Genomic DNA, 13,948 nt, shown 5'->3' on the forward strand with positions numbered 1-13,948 from the left:
GTAAGTAGCGGCGGCGTCTTGCCGCGTTTCTCCGGATTCCTCCAGTCCCATAACGACCGGGCCCACCCTCTCGGATTCGTCAAATCCGAGACACTCCATCCGCCCTACATCTCCGATGATGATGCATCCCGCGAGAAGCGGATTTACTGAATCCGTTGTCTGAGCTGTTCAAGCCGCCCGGATTCAGCCATTCCATAGGCTGTCACGCCCGAAAGAGGGCGATTTCCAGAAATTGTAAAGGGTGCCGTCAGCAATTGTGAGGCACAAAATGACAAACGACTTCCGAGCCACCGACGGCGATCGCCTTCTTCGATTGAAGGAGATCATCGGTCCTGGTGGGCTGCTACCGGTCAGCCGCTCCACCTACTACGCCCTCGTCGCAGCCGGCGAGCTTCCGAAGCCGATCAAGCTGGGCGCCCGTATCAGCGCGTGGCGTCGAGCAGACATCCTCGCCTACATCGAGCGTGCGGGTGTTACCAATGACTAAGTGGCGCAAACACACCCAGGCGCAGACCGCAGCAGACGACCTCGTCAAACGGTTACGCAAAATTGGGGATCCGCAAGCGAAGCAACTGGCGAAGAACCTGTCGCGATGCCGCGAAGACGATCCATGTGGCTCGCTGGCGTGTCGTCTTTGTCGGGAACAAGTGCAAGGGGAGTTCATCGAGGCGGCCTTCCGTCTCTGGGGAGAGGAGTCGTTTGTCACGGCACTGACGATCATTTCCCGGAACGGGATCGTGGAAGAAGGCCATCTCGACGGATTCGATTTGAACGCCCTCGTCCGTCGCGATCGGGTTCGTCTTAAACGGTTGCTGCCCGAGGGGACGGAGGCGCTGGGTTTCGTGGACGTCTCGCTCAACACTTTCGACAACGCCAATCCGCACTGGTGCTTCCACTGGCACATTTGTGTCCGCGGGGAGCTCGGGAAGGCTGAGTTGAGACGACTTCGTAGTTCGTACCGCCATGACGAGAGCGCGGGGATCTATCGCGCAGTTCGCGCCGAAGTGATCGGGACCGACGAACTTCGGTCTGTCGCTGGTTACTGCGTCAAGGGCGATTTCAAGCGCAGGTCGGGTTTCCTGGCGACGCCTCGGTCGGGGCGAAATCCCTATCGTGACCATCGCGAGCAGAGCTTGTCAAAGCGTGAGGCGGTCGAGTTGGCTTTGGCCATGGGGAACTACGAGGTCTTGGCGCCACTGATGGCAATCAGCCTAAAACGCAAGCGCGTCAATTGGCCACTGGCCATCAGGCTTCAGCATATCGGCGCCCGGGTTTCGGGGTGATGTGACAACACGATCGGTGACCGGGCTTGTGTTCAGGTTCGGTCACCAAAACCTCGATCCTTGCCGTCTAGAGGCCATGTAGACGCCTCATGACTGCTTGAATCGGGAAATCGAAAGCAAACTGCAGCCCGCTAAGTCAGTGACAGTCGACGACACGCACTGTGCGTCAAATCCGGTGAGGCGGGTGAGGCACCCAATCACAAAGGAACTCTAAACGATGACGACCAAAGTCACCACATCCCTCGGCGCGTGGACGTTCGGGAAATACGTCACCCTGAGCGCGCCCAAGGCTTATCTGGGCATCTGGTACCTTACGAATGGTAGGGCGACAGAGGAGCCCCTCGTCTTGAAGCTGGCCGACGCTCAAAATGCGAAGCTGGTGATGGACGCCCTGCTGAACGCCGGCGCCGACATCCACCCCGAGCGCGACGCCGACGAGCTTAAACGCCGCCTGAAGTCGGATGCCCTGTGCTCCGGAACGTTCTCGACCAGGCTGGGAGTTGTGGGAGACAACTTCCTCACTGTCCGCTCGGTGACCCGGAATCCCAGCCGCGACCTAATTGTCGGGGACACCGTCCTCAGCCAAGCTCGTGAGTTCTTCGGGCGCAAGGGGAAGCTCGAGCGGTGGCAGAAGAGGGTGGCGACGCCGGCCGCCAAGTCGACCGTCTGCGCCTTCGCCATCATGCAGGCCCTGGCGGCTGTCATCCTCGGCCGGGTTCTGGACGCCGGAGACGAGGGGTTCCTGATCAACCTCGCGGGCCCGTCGTCGGTGGGTAAGACGACGGCGCTGATGGCCGCAAAAAGCGTGTCTGGCCCAGGGAGTAAGCTGTCCAGCTGGGACGACTCCAAGCGCAGCCTCCCGGAACAGGCGGCCGCGCTGTCGGATACACTGATGGCCATCGACGACCTGGACAAGATCAGCAACGAACCGGGCTTCGCCCGAAAGTTCACCGGCATCACCCACGCCCTGACCTCCGGTTCGTCACGCAAGTATGCCGCGATGGTGAAGGACCGGCTGCCGGACCTCACCTGGAACTTCTGCGGCATGACGGGCGCGTGCACCACGGTCGAGGAGCTGTCGGCGGAGCGTGGGCACCGCCGGGAGCCGCACGAGCGCGTCCGCTGCCTGGACATCCGCATCCCCCGCGCAGCGGACGGCGGTATCTGGGACCGGCGCGCCCCGGGCGATCTGCCCGAATCCCTGACGGACCGGCTGAAGGTGGCTACCACCCAAGTCTACGGCTCGCCGTTGCACGCGTGGCTAAAATACTTGGCCGACCATCCGGAGGCAATCGAGCGCGCGAAGGCAATGGTGGCGGCCTGGATCGCCGACCGCGGCGGCGCAAGCGACAAGGACGGCATCAGCCACCGGGTCGCGAAAAAGTTCGGCCTTGTCCATGCTGCCGGGATGCTCGGGGTCGAGGCCGGCATCCTGCCGTGGGAGAAGGAGTTCGTAACCGAGGTGGTGCGCGACGTCCATTCCAATGCACTGTCAACCCTCTTCCCCGATGAGGCGGCCGTGCGCGGCGGTCTGTCGCGGCTCCTGGCTGAGGCACGCAGCAAGGCCTTGCTGCCGAAGGCCTACAACGTGATGCCCTCCTTCAAGACGGGGCGTGCAGCGGAGTTCTTTGCCCGCGGCGATGCCGCGCACATCTACATCGGGATGCAACGACTGAAGACCTGCTTCGCGACCGAGGGGGCGGCGAAGCTCGGCTTGACGCACCTCAAGAAGGGGAGTGTGCTCCTCCCTGGGGAAGGTGGGAAGAGCACGCGGCAGGTCCGGGTGAAGGTGGCGGGGGTGGTGCGCAAGGTCAGGTATCTGGCACTGGACCTCAACCGACTTCGGGAGCTTGTCGACGAGACCACCTGACCAACCACGACCCAAGGGGGCCGAAGGAGCTTCACCGGCCCCCTTCTTCTCGGCCCCCGCCGTGGCCTTGGGGGGCACGTGGAACCCGCTCTTGAGGGGTTCCCTCCCCCCGCCCAGCGGACCCCTATCGGCGGCCCAGGGCCGCTGGAACGGCACCCCGCGTGTCTGTGAAGGTCGGACCTGGCGTCTTCCAGCCCCTGCGACCTCTTCCAGCGGCTCGGTATCAGATGCGTGGTGCACGTCCATGCGTGGCGACGGCAGCAGCCTCGACCCCGCACCTGGCCGTCGGAACCGGGCTCGCCGCAGCCCTACCGCGACTGGTGACATATTCAGAGTTTTGACACATGTGCGCGCGCCAACGGCCGCGGCATCATCTTGGGCGCGGTGCGGAAGGTGGCTATCGGCCCTTACCGGCCAGTCGAGCCTCCCGGCACAGGCATACGAAGCGGTCACTCGATCCGGCTGCAGCGATAGGCACGTGAGCCCACCTCCATCAGTCGGGCGGGGCGCAGGGCAAGGCTTGGTGCAGGCACGAGGGGCGGGGAAGCCGTCGTTCGCTGCTCTGATGAAATAGCCACATAGTGTGGGCGGAAGCGGACACGAGGATTGCGTGCTGTCTCTGTCTGAAATCACCGGTGATTGAACCGTGGCGCCGCGCCAAGTTCGGCTTGAAAGGCTGGTGAGCATAGCCGACAATCCAATGTCGCGGCGGCCCGCCGGGCACGGATTACCACGTTGGACCTCTCGGGAGCTCGACGCTCCTGCACAATGCCGAAGGACATTATTGAGAAAATGGCGATCGAGCGTATTTCGTTGCTTCGGAATGTTGGGCAATTTGACAACGTATCGTCGGGCGCGCAGGTGCCGCTGACCCCTTTTGCGGTGATCTACGCGGAGAACGGTCGCGGCAAGACGACGCTCTCTGCCATCCTCAAATCTCTCGGATCTGGCGATCCATCCCTGATCCAGAACCGAAAGCGCCTAAAGGCCCAACACCACCCCCACGTGATCGTTCAGCTGTCGGGCGCGCCGACAATCTTCAAGGATGGCGCCTGGTCCGTGACGCAGCCCGAGATCCATGTCTTCGATGACGCATTTGTGGCGGAGAACGTGTGTTCCGGGATCGAAGTCGAGACCAGTCACCGCCAGAACCTGCACGAGTTGATCCTCGGCGCCAGGGGCGTGGCGCTGAGCAAAGCACTTCAGGGCCACGTCGAGCGGATCGAGCAGCACAACAAGGACATGCGCGCAAAACAGGATGCGATCCCGGCGGCGGCCCGCGGCCCGTTTAGCGTAGACGCCTTCTGCGGCCTCAGTCCGAACAAGGACATCGACAAGGAGATCGAGGAAGCCGAGCGCCGGCTGGCGGCGGCCAAGGCCGCAGATGCCATCCATCAGCGCGCAGCGTTTCAGACCCTCAACCTGCCAGGCTTCGACCGCGATCGAATTCGCGACGTGCTGGCTCGGAGCCTTCCGGACCTGGAGGGCGCAGCGGCAGCCCTCGTGAGGGACCATCTGCGGAAGCTCGGCCGGGATGGAGAGAGCTGGGTCGCCGAGGGGATGCCTCGGCTAGAGGCGGCCTCAGCGGGGCTTGATCACAAGGCGTGCCCATTTTGCGCCCAAGACCTCGCGGGTTCCACCCTGATCCCGCACTACCAAGCCTACTTCAGCGATGCCTACAGCCAGTTGAAGGACGATATTCGAACCCTCGGCCAAGGGATCGCCGCAGACCATAGCGGTGAGGTGATGGCCGGATTCGAGCGATCCGTTCGGGACGCCTCGGAGATCCGAGATTTCTGGAAGGCCTTCACCCCGATTCCGGACATCCGCGTCGACACCGCCGCGGTCGTCTGGGCATGGACTGCCGCCCGGGAGAGCGTTCTCGAAATCCTCCGGGCCAAGGCAGCGTCGCCGCTGGAGCCCATGCAGCTGCCCGACCAGGCTGTCGAGGCAGTCGCCGCTTTCGATGAACAGCGGAGGTCAGTCGCCGAGGCGTTCGACAACTTCCTAGCCTGCAATGAGGCGATCAAGACGGTGAAGGAGCAAGCGGCCTCGGCGGACGTATCGGCTCTGGAAAGCGACCTCGTGCGCCTGAAGTCGATCAAGGCTCGCCTTGAGCCCGACGTGGCGGCGAAGTGCAACGACTACCTGAAAGAGAAGGCCGAGAAGGCAAAGACGGAAGCGGCCAGGACGAAGGCCAGGGAGGCCCTCGACAAATACCGCGAGACGATTTTTCCTGCTTATGAGGTCGCCATCAATGCCTATCTCGCAAAATTCAACGCGGGGTTCAGGCTGGGATCAGTGACCTCGGTCAACAACCGGGGTGGCTCCGCCGCAAACTACCACGTCGTGATCAACAACGAGAACGTGTCGCTGACGGCTGACGCTGGCCCATCGTTCCGAACGACGCTGAGCGCGGGCGACCGAAACACGCTCGCCCTGGCCTTCTTCTTCTCGTCGCTGGAGCAGGCGGGCAACCTTGCCGACAAGATCCTCGTGATCGATGACCCAATGACCAGCCTGGATGAACACCGATCGCTCACGACAATGGAGGTCATGCGGGAACTGTATGACCAGGTCCGGCAGATCATCGTGCTGTCCCACTCGAAGCCCTTCCTTTGCGACCTGTGGGCGTCGGCTGACAAGAATGGCCGGTCCTCGGCGCGGATCGCACGCTCGAACACGGGCTCAACGATCATGGCATGGGACGTCTCGGCCGACGCCGTGACCGAGCATGACCGCCGGCACAAGCTCGTCCGGGACTACCTGCAGGCCGCCGATCATACCAAGGAGCGAGAGGTCGCCGCCGCCCTCCGGCACATCCTCGAGAGCTACATGCGGGTTGCGTGTCCCACGCACTGCCCGCCGGAGCGCCTTCTAGGGAACCTCCTGATCGAGTGCGAGAAGAAGGTCGGAGGACAGGACGAGATACTGTCCTCCGTGAACGTGAAGGAACTGAAACAGCTGTTGGGGTACGCGAACCGGTTCCATCACGACACGAACCCGGCCTGGCAGACCGTGTTGATCAACGACGCCGAGCTCGTGGGCTATGCCGAGCGCACGCTGAAATTCTGCTCGAGAAACTGACCATCCTACTGCGCGAATAACCGATGAACGAAGCTGCATCTGTACCCCTTGCTAACGCGCAAGGGGTAGCATTTTGTCGGCTTATCTGGCATCTATGATCAGATTGACGCGTGACACATTCCGTAACCAGACTTGGGCCGTGAGATTTGAGCGAGATTAACTTCAATCCTGAGCAAGAAGATCGACTGATGGTCTTTGTCGGAAGGGACAAGGTCAGGGACTGCATCAACGGAATTATCTCGAAGCGCGAAAGACTGCGAGAATTCAGCCACGCTGGACGTGAGGTTTCTACCAGAGATAACCTAGAAGTAGAGTTTAGCGCACTGCTCCGCGAAATCGTGGACCTTGTTGGCGACTTGCAAAGCGCCATGAAGCAAGATGATCTTGATTTGCGGACATGGCAAAAAAACTTTACAACCGTTCATGATGATCGCTGGTCCTTGGGAGCAGAAGAAATTCGCGGACCGCTCATACCCTTCCTGCGGGGAAGCCTTGAGCCAATTCTACGTTTCGTCGTGGCTCCCGATCTACCCGAAAACGTTGTCGCCCTCTTCCTGACCATCCCTGGCCTCAAGGAATTACTTAAGAGGGAAACCCACGGACACTGGGGGTATCACTATCACTACCTTGACGCAAAGGAGCGCCGGTCAGACACGCTTCTGACCTTTGCCCGACAGCTCAAAACGCTACCTGACGGCCAGAATGTTAAGGTCGTCACTTGGGAAAGGCATGGTGAGACGAGCCTCTTCGCAGCGCGGGCTGCGACTTGGGGTGCCAACAAAAGAGCAAGCGTCTACAGGGCCTGTGTTGGTGATAGTTCCAAACGAAACCTGAACGACTTCAAGAGGCCAGCCAAAGATTCCCAAGCGCTTTGGCCCGTCTGACATTGCCAAGATCATCCAATAGCCAGAGACGGCCCCGAGCCGACTGTCAGGAACTGGAACTCTATAACGCAACAATTCCCAAAACAGTCGTCTATGGGAGACGCTAAAAGTTCTTGATACGAACGACGCTATCTGGTCTCAGTGAACACTGGTGACGCTGATTATTTATCAGGGCGAGAACTAGTCATGGACGATACAGTGCGACTTCCGAGGACTAAGCAGCCACGTCAGGACATACCCTTCATATTTGATAGCTATCGAACTCTGGTTGCTGAACTCGGCGCTATCGACGGGCTTGCAGCGGCGCTTACGATCTCTGCCCGATATCTTTCGGAAACAACATCCAAGAGCGACGACCCTGCTGAGTTCGGACTCAGTCTGGCTCGTAATTACAGAGTCCCAACGCGTTTTCTGGACCTGAAAGGGTTGCCATCTCACTTGGCGAGGCTTCTGCTCGTCGGCACTTCTCGCCACTTTGAGGATTTCTTGGAGCGATTTCGGCGAGAACAGCTTGCGCTAGGCCGCCAGTGGCGTGGCCGCCAAGATGGTGAGTCCGAACTCAAGTACACTTTGGCATCCATCGCTGGTGGATTTGAGCTGAACAGAAAGAAGATCGGTAGCGAGCGATACGACCTGCTCGAATACTACCGGTTGCTTCGCAATTACGCCGCGCATTCCGGTGTCGAGACGAAGCGTTTGCTTGCCGAACACAATAAAGTCGTCGTATATAGCGGTCTCGTAAGACACGAGTATAGCCTAGATGCTCCGCAACGGTTCGATGCAGCCACTTTTGACGATCACCTTCTTTACACGCGGATCGTCAAATACGTCGCGACTGACCTTTGCCGCCTGTCGCCCCCGGATAGTGCAGACGAGCTCAAGGCCGTTCTCGCGAACCGGGATAGCTTCGCTGCATCACCTGCGCGCGCCGTGCTGATCCGTCGCGGAAATGACCTTATTCTTATGCATGCGCTACGTACGTTCCTTTTTACACACTATCGTTTCAAGCTCGCTCAACACCCGCAGCTTGAAAACGATCTGGTTCGGTGGCTAAACGACCTACCAAAACGCAAAGAACGCCGTCGCGCCGGTCTGCCAAACCTTGAAGCGGCATTGAGCATTTATCGACATGCACAGTAAATCACGCAGCCGTCTCGGCCAGAGCTGCCATTCGTGACGAGCGCAGCGAACGGCAACTCTCCGCCCTTTGCCGCAGTTGGCGCGCATTCACCAGACTTCCAGCGGTACACGCTTGACATTGTACTGAAATTGTTGTATTATTACATTGCGTACAATGTCGTGGCGCCTTTTCCTCTCAGCAACGGTAACTCCATGTCCCGGCACCCCGCCAAGGTGCTGGCCCCGGCTGACCTTCGCCGGCTGCTGGCGCATGTCGAATCCTCAAGACATCCCGAGCGCAACAGCGTCATGCTGCTGCTCAGCTTCAAGTCCGGCCTCCGCGCCTGCGAAATCGCCGGCCTGACGTGGCCCATGCTGCTCGACCACCGCGGACGCGTGAGCTGCAGCGTCAACGTCGCACCCGGCATCGCCAAGATGGGCCGTGGCCGCCGCATTCCCCTGCATCCCCAGCTGCGCGACGCCCTGCAGCTGCACCATCGCGCCGATAGGCACCCCAAGGACGGTCCAGTGGTCCGTTCCGAGCGCGGCGGCCCCATGACGGCGCGCAGCGTCGTCAACTGGTTCAAGCGCGTCTACATCGAACTCGGGCTCGACGGCTGCACGTCGCATTCCGGCCGGCGGACCTTCATCACCAGATCAGCGCGGCTGCTGGCGAGAACCGGTGGCTCGCTGCGCGACGTCCAGGAGCTCGCAGGGCACCGCGCACTGAGTACGACCGAACGCTACATCGAAGGCGATCGCGACATCCAGCGCCGGCTCGTCTCTCTCCTCTGACCCCCTTCCCCCTCCGCAACCCAAAGGAACGTTGTGATGACTCACGGCGAACAGCCTCGCATGGCTGACGACAATGAACTCGCCCGCCGCGACCGCATTCGAGACCTCAACGACAGCTTCCGCCGCAACCTGAACGGCGGGCGGCTGGTGATCACGTCGGGAATCGTGGCCCTCGGCGGAAGCGCCATTCGCGAACTGCTGAGGCAGCTCACGGTGTTCGATGACTTCACCGAGGACAACGATCCTTACGGGGAGCATGACTTCGGCAGCCTGAGCGTCGCCGGCGAGCGCGTCTTCTGGAAGATCGACGCCTACGCCGTCGAAATGCTGCACGGCTCCCCCGACGCCGCCGACCCGACGGTGACGACGCGCGTGCTAACGCTCATGCTGGCCAGCGAGTATTGACGCCATGTCGTCGACAATACTGAGGGGCGCCCGGGTGTGCCAACCATGGCTGCAGGGCGAGCTGGACGCGCTCTGCGGCCCCTATGCCGCCATCAACGCCCTGCGCGTGGTTCTTTTTCCCGGCGCCATTCTGAATGGCCGCGACAGCCGGCGACTGCTGGCGGCGGGACTGACATGCCTCAGCCACGACACGCGGCTCGAGAGGGCGTGCGTGGCCGGTATCTCAAGCACGAAGCTCTATCGGTTGACGCGGCACCTGGCCGAGCGCGCCGAACGCCTGGGCAGGTGCAAGCTCGTGGTGCGGCGACCGCCGAACAAGCAATGGACGCGCGCGAAGCTGCTGACGACGATCGACGAGGCCCATGGCGACGGTGCGGCAGTCATTGTCGGGCTCGGCAACAGGTACGACCACTTCACGGTGATTGTTGGCGTCTGGGGCGCTCGGTACCTGCTGTTCGACAGCGGGCGGATGCAGTGGATCACCCGCGAGAGTATCGGCACCGACAAGTCGAAGCGCCGATTTCGACTGGCGCCCAGCGACGTCATCATCGTCAAAGGGGGAGCCGACAGCTCGGCGTCACCGGCCCCTTATGACGGCAATTGGCCGCCCTGGGCCGAGGATGAGCCGGTCGAGCTCGAAACCGAAGGCGACCCGATAACAACACCTCCTGACTGGCTGCCGGCCGTCACCCGGCAGCCACCGGAAGCTCGGAGGGACAACCGCCGCACCGAGCACCCTTCCAGCGAAGGATAGCTGATGGCGCATTTCTTCACAGCCGACACCCATTTCGGCGACGACGGCATTCGCCGCTTCTTCTCGCGGCCGTTCGCCACCACGACGGAGATGGACGCAGCATTGCTCGCCGGCACCACGATGATCGGCGCCGATGATGATCTGTGGCACCTGGGCGACTTCGCCTGCAGCGAGACTGCCGCGGACCGCGCTCAGGCCTCGGCGATGTTCGGCGTGCTCCCCGGCCGCAAGCACCTCGTGCGCGGCAACCACGACGATGATTGGGTCGCACGCGCGCTGCCTTGGGTCTCGGTTCACGATCTGGTGGAGGTCGAGGCCGGCGGCTGCCGCTTCGTGCTATGCCATTACCCGCTGCTGACATGGAACGGCGCGCACGAGGGTGCCGTCCACCTCTTCGGCCATGTGCACACGGACTGGCGCGGCGCTGCGGGCCAGGTCAACGTCGGCGTCGATCAATGGAGCTTCAAGGCCGTCACGGCGGCGGAGGCGGAGCTGGAGGCGCTGATGCTGCCGATGTTGTCCCTGCCGTGGCGGCGATGATCCCGGCGAGAGCGCTGCCGCCGAGCCTGCACCAAGTCTGCTCGGCGCACCTCAGCGTCGAGCAAAGCGAAGGGTTACAAGGCACCAATGCTGTCACCACCCACAGCTCGGTAGTGTGATACCGATCGTAAGCACCAAAGCGCCGGCAAATAGGTCCATCTTAGGTGACGGGATCGGCGGCTGGATAGAGCCCGTTGCGGGAGCGGGACCGTCGCGGACGAGGTGCCTATCGCGCCGACGTTGTCCAGTACGGATCGCGACACACCATACGACAGCGGCGGAAGAATGAATTCCGCCCGCGTGCCTTGGCGATTCGAAAACTGGCGCCTCGCCACCGGACGCTTGCCGCGATCTTCTAACTGTAAGAACAGCGTCGTGGCTCCTCTCGACATTTTGTAGGGGGCGGCATCAGCAACTTACTCACATATTAAGGACGAGGCATTAAGGAACGGATGTTCGGATAGGGAACCGCGGTTGATCTTTTGTAGATCCCTTCCGCAATTTCGGCTAAATGGGACAGGACCAGCTCAGCCAACTATTCGTTATCCAAGCCCAGAATTTGGCTAAACCAGATTATAGCCGCTTCGCCCTCCTTTCTAACCACCTCGCTCACAGCGCGGCTGTGTCGAATCCCATTGCGAAGCTCCGCCAGCTGATCAAACTTCGTGACAAGCCCCTCTTTACTCGAGAATTGCCTTTCGAACATGCGCCAGCTGGCCTTGCTGGTCATCGCTTCCTGTAGCTCACGCAGGTCAAAGTATTCAAGTTTGGCAGACAAAGACCTGTAGTTATCGAGGTCGAGAGTCGCGTTTTTCTTTGCCGCACGCGCAATCCGCTCATCAACCTTCTGAATTACATGGGGTGGAGCGGCCCTGTAATCGCCATTTAGCACTGCATCGACACACCTTCGAAGGGCAATCTCCACACGTTCCGTCGCAAGATCAAGACGACGGAGCTGCGGTGACAAATCCAGCCTCTCCTTAATCAGTAGGTTCTCGATTGCATCTTGGAGTGTACGCTGCCGCTCGCTGATGAACGCTTCGAAATCATCCGGACCGAACGGATCGCGGAGCAGAATGTCAAAGGCAATGGGTGAAATGAAATGCGTCTCAAAGATTGAGCGAACACTGTTTTCACCGCTGGCCTTGATCAGTTCCGGCAGGTACTCATTCGGCAGGCGCGCACGAATGACTTTTCGATTCGTATTCTGCGTCAGCGGAGTCCGGTTCAGGATTGAGCCATGGAGGCCGGGCGGAAGGTTCGCTTTCCCCCAAGAGTCAGGCACAATGTGATGGTCATCCAAGTCGCCAAACTGAGGAACATCCCCCGTCATCCAGTCACGCGCGCCCTGAAGCACAAGAAGGTTGAATATTCCGTTGTAGACGGACGTTCCCCGCTTGACCTCTTTGCGCAAGTCTAACGTGCGGAACCTCCGTGCAAACTCCGTAATCAAAGGAGGTTCTGCGAGGTCCTCATCGAACCATGCCTTGACGTCGATAAAGTCTCGGGCGCTCATCGACTCTACAGAGCCAGAGTAGCGATTTATGAACACAGAAGCCCAGTACCAGTGGCGCAGCTTCCTGCGCGCATCGAGCTGCCGAGTAGGGGGAAGCTGTTTTGCATGGGCCCGTAGCGCTGCGAAAACTGGAAGAATCGACACGTAGGGCAAGAAAGCAGAGCTAACCGCCCCGTACTCCTGCGGATGCTTGAGCACTTTGACGGCACTCTCAAGAGCACCGACCGCCGCGTCCCAACGGGACTTGAAGTCTTCGGTGTCCGAAACAAGGATTTCCTTCCTGCGCGTGCCGTCCGGATCGCGAACAGGCTTTTCTTGGCCCGGCAACATAAAATAGAGGTATTTCGGAGAGCAATAACTTTGCCTCAAGATGCTCATCACTTGGAGGATGTACACGTTCATCTTCTCAGCGTCGAAGGCGTCGAGACGGGGCCTGGCTTCGCGCCACATCAGCTTAAGCTGAAGTCCCTTGGGCTTGAGAAGCGCATTCACAAGGTCGAACACGTCCAGGCGAACGCCGCGACTATTTATCTGCGTAAAGATGTCACAAACTTTATCTACGGCAAGGTCCCTATCGAGCTCGTTGAATGATATTTGATACTGCCCGGTAATCCCTTGCAGGTGCTCGCCGAAATCCTTCGCATTCCCCACGTGGACGTAAGCCGCCTCAGCGGCATCTGTGTCGCCCAGAGCTTCGGCTTCCGCGGCCTTGGACTTCCAATAGGCTTCGTAGCCTTGGATCCAGTTTGGAAGCTCCCATCCGGTAGCCCCGATGATCGAAAGAGGGAAAACGTGAGACTCGAACTGGGCTGCCTGATCGGCAAGCACTTTGGACCAGCGCTTTGTCAAGCGATCGTACCCAAAGGCTTCGTCGTGTTCCTCGGCCATAAACTTGTCAATATGAACAAAATAAATGAAGCGACTGCTTCTATTCTGAAGCGGTTTATCTGGAGCAAGAAACGCATAGTATATCGCCGTCAGCCGCTGCTGGCCGTCCAACACGATGTATTCCGGCCTTCCGCTTCCGCTGTAGCCATAAATGGGCTCACAAGAGAGCGCAGCGAAGTTTTCGGGTTTGCCTTTCCAGAGCAGAAGGCTTCCGATGTAGTAGTCTAGAAATATGGACCTCATTAGGTCCCTGATGTCCCAGGGCTTCCACTCGAATTCGCGCTGGAAATCGGGGATTACATAGCGGCCATCACGAAGATAATTGATCAATGTGTTCAGGCTGAGGTGGTCAGGTTTCTGTGCGTCCTTCATGTATTCCCTCTTTCGTCCAGCGGCCGCTAGGCTTGTCTTCGACTTGAGCTCTTTCTTAATCGCAGCTCTTGTTTATACTAAGTGTCAATGTTGGTGTCGGCCTGCGGTGGGCACAAGTCAAGCAGGTTGGTCGGGCAACGACGAAACTGCCGCCACCCCGACGGAGCCGTTGGTCGCCGCGAAGTGTCCATGTTCTGACTCATGACAGATTGCCACTTTTGCCACGAGTCTGCCTAGTTGGGGCCGGCCGCGGCATTTCATCGCTGAACCATGGTTTCGGATCCCGTCCCCTCCGCCACTTGCCGCGGCGAAAGCGTTCACCTGATCCGCCGTGGCCGAATTTCTCGCTTGTTTTCGAAGGTTATGCAGGTGGGGCTGAGCACTGCCGCCGTCGCGAGGAGAGACGAAAGCGGTCTCTCGTGGCCGATATTCTCC

The 13,948-nt window shown here is 60.1% G+C and carries 11 protein-coding genes; 10 read left to right on the forward strand and 1 reads right to left on the reverse strand.

Annotated elements, in window-relative coordinates; translation table 11 throughout:
- Positions 1-268: 268 nt before the first annotated feature.
- From GI374_RS03070 to GI374_RS03115, 10 genes are all read left to right on the forward strand, one after another.
- Complete coding sequence (locus tag GI374_RS03070; protein WP_154335518.1) at positions 269-487, forward strand: AlpA family transcriptional regulator; 219 nt, start codon at positions 269-271, stop codon at positions 485-487.
- Positions 480-1,283: a hypothetical protein gene (locus tag GI374_RS03075; RefSeq protein WP_154335519.1), complete on the forward strand. Its 804-nt coding sequence runs from the start codon at positions 480-482 to the stop codon at positions 1,281-1,283. Before GI374_RS03070 ends, GI374_RS03075 begins: the two co-directional genes overlap by 8 nt.
- 217 nt (positions 1,284-1,500) lie before the next feature.
- A complete protein-coding gene (locus GI374_RS03080; protein WP_154335520.1) occupies positions 1,501-3,153 on the forward strand; it encodes a DUF927 domain-containing protein in 1,653 nt (550 codons plus the stop codon).
- A 792-nt stretch (positions 3,154-3,945) separates the two neighbouring features.
- Positions 3,946-6,240, forward strand: coding sequence for an AAA family ATPase (locus tag GI374_RS03085; protein ID WP_154335608.1), 2,295 nt, complete (start codon positions 3,946-3,948; stop codon positions 6,238-6,240).
- Positions 6,241-6,386: 146 nt separating this feature from the next.
- The gene (locus tag GI374_RS03090) at positions 6,387-7,124 is read left to right on the forward strand and encodes a hypothetical protein (RefSeq protein ID WP_154335521.1); all 738 of its coding nucleotides are present in this window, start codon (positions 6,387-6,389) and stop codon (positions 7,122-7,124) included.
- Between the two features lie 186 nt (positions 7,125-7,310).
- Positions 7,311-8,264 (forward strand): hypothetical protein, encoded by a 954-nt coding sequence (locus tag GI374_RS03095; protein WP_154335522.1) that lies wholly within the window; start codon positions 7,311-7,313, stop codon positions 8,262-8,264.
- 132 nt (positions 8,265-8,396) lie between these two features.
- Positions 8,397-9,038: a site-specific integrase gene (locus tag GI374_RS03100; protein ID WP_229582472.1), complete on the forward strand. Its 642-nt coding sequence runs from the start codon at positions 8,397-8,399 to the stop codon at positions 9,036-9,038.
- Between the two features lie 36 nt (positions 9,039-9,074).
- Positions 9,075-9,443 carry a DUF3768 domain-containing protein gene (locus GI374_RS03105; RefSeq protein ID WP_229582474.1) on the forward strand — a complete coding sequence of 123 codons (369 nt, stop codon included), beginning with the start codon at positions 9,075-9,077 and terminating at the stop codon, positions 9,441-9,443.
- A gap of 4 nt (positions 9,444-9,447) precedes the next feature.
- Complete coding sequence (locus GI374_RS03110; RefSeq protein ID WP_154335524.1) at positions 9,448-10,197, forward strand: hypothetical protein; 750 nt, start codon at positions 9,448-9,450, stop codon at positions 10,195-10,197.
- Positions 10,198-10,200: 3 nt separating this feature from the next.
- The gene (locus GI374_RS03115) at positions 10,201-10,737 is read left to right on the forward strand and encodes a metallophosphoesterase family protein (RefSeq protein WP_229582476.1); all 537 of its coding nucleotides are present in this window, start codon (positions 10,201-10,203) and stop codon (positions 10,735-10,737) included.
- A gap of 535 nt (positions 10,738-11,272) precedes the next feature.
- Here the strand turns inward: GI374_RS03115 and GI374_RS03120 are convergent.
- Positions 11,273-13,513 carry a DUF262 domain-containing protein gene (locus GI374_RS03120; RefSeq protein WP_154335525.1) on the reverse strand — a complete coding sequence of 747 codons (2,241 nt, stop codon included), beginning with the start codon at positions 13,511-13,513 and terminating at the stop codon, positions 11,273-11,275.
- Positions 13,514-13,948 lie beyond the last annotated feature (435 nt).

The organism is Paracoccus sp. S-4012 (assembly GCF_009674885.1).
Classification (GTDB): Bacteria; Pseudomonadota; Alphaproteobacteria; order Rhodobacterales; family Rhodobacteraceae; genus Paracoccus.

Coding starts and splice junctions, on each gene's coding strand:
- GI374_RS03080 (WP_154335520.1), top strand. CDS start 1,501: ATGACGACCAAAGTCACCACATCCCTCGGCGCGTGGACGTTCGGGAAA.
- GI374_RS03085 (WP_154335608.1), top strand. CDS start 3,946: ATGGCGATCGAGCGTATTTCGTTGCTTCGGAATGTTGGGCAATTTGAC.
- GI374_RS03120 (WP_154335525.1), bottom strand. CDS start 13,513: ATGAAGGACGCACAGAAACCTGACCACCTCAGCCTGAACACATTGATC.
- GI374_RS03075 (WP_154335519.1), top strand. CDS start 480: ATGACTAAGTGGCGCAAACACACCCAGGCGCAGACCGCAGCAGACGAC.
- GI374_RS03070 (WP_154335518.1), top strand. CDS start 269: ATGACAAACGACTTCCGAGCCACCGACGGCGATCGCCTTCTTCGATTG.
- GI374_RS03095 (WP_154335522.1), top strand. CDS start 7,311: ATGGACGATACAGTGCGACTTCCGAGGACTAAGCAGCCACGTCAGGAC.
- GI374_RS03110 (WP_154335524.1), top strand. CDS start 9,448: ATGTCGTCGACAATACTGAGGGGCGCCCGGGTGTGCCAACCATGGCTG.
- GI374_RS03115 (WP_229582476.1), top strand. CDS start 10,201: ATGGCGCATTTCTTCACAGCCGACACCCATTTCGGCGACGACGGCATT.
- GI374_RS03105 (WP_229582474.1), top strand. CDS start 9,075: ATGACTCACGGCGAACAGCCTCGCATGGCTGACGACAATGAACTCGCC.